The organism is Aeromonas sp. ZOR0001 (assembly GCF_000801015.1).
GTDB lineage: Bacteria > Pseudomonadota > Gammaproteobacteria > Enterobacterales > Aeromonadaceae > Aeromonas > Aeromonas veronii.
In genome coordinates, this window is the sequence record NZ_JRJY01000152.1 from 1 (window position 1) to 847 (window position 847).

1 protein-coding gene is annotated in these 847 nt (G+C 57.4%); it reads right to left on the minus strand.

Annotated elements, in window-relative coordinates; translation table 11 throughout:
• Window positions 1-847 (minus strand): type I restriction-modification enzyme R subunit C-terminal domain-containing protein (locus L972_RS21675; protein ID WP_047440203.1); only part of this gene is annotated, 847 nt, incomplete at both ends.

Genomic DNA, 847 nt, shown 5'->3' on the forward strand with positions numbered 1-847 from the left:
TCCAACACCTCCCACAGCACGCCCGCCTGAGCCAATTCATCCATAATGGCTTGCTTGCGTTCGGCGGCTTGCCAGCGTTTGGTGAACGCATCGAGGGTGGCAAACTCTTTGAGCAGGGTCTTTTTGGTGTAGTCCTTGAAGGATTCGGTCACCAACTTGCCATCGGCATCGTAATACTGCACCCGCTCGGCGATGACGCTGACCGCCACGCCGTTGACATAATACTTGCTGACCCCGGGCTCGGGGCCACCCAGCGGGCCTGCGCCCTGGCCCCCAGCGCTACTCTGGCCACCATCACTACCGGTTGTGTAGCTGCCGGGTTGTTCATCGACTCCGGGAGCAAACGGATCGTCATTGTCGCCGGGTTCATCGGTTGGCAGCAGATCGGCATCGCCGATGATATCGCCCAAGCCTTCATCCGGATTGTTGATGTCTGCCGGTTTGATCACCATGACGCGCTCCGGCTCGCCGTCGAAACGGGGATCGGCAAACAGCTCGGTGGCCTTCTTGAAGTCGAGAATGGTGAACCAGAGCTTGCCGTACTTGTCATCGATGCGGGTACCACGGCCGATGATCTGCTTGAACTTGGTCATGGACTGGATATTTTGGTCCAGCACAACCAGCTTGCAGGTTTTGGCATCGACGCCAGTGGTCATCAGCTCGGAAGTAGTGGCGATGACCGGATAGGGCTTTTTCGGCTCAATGAAGTTCTCAAGCTGCCCCTTACCCAACTCATCATCGCCGGTGATTTTCATCACATAGCGCTCATCCTTGGCCATCTGTTCCGGGTTGAGGTTGACCAACGCCCGTCGCATCCGGTCGGCATGATCGATGTCGTTGCAGAACA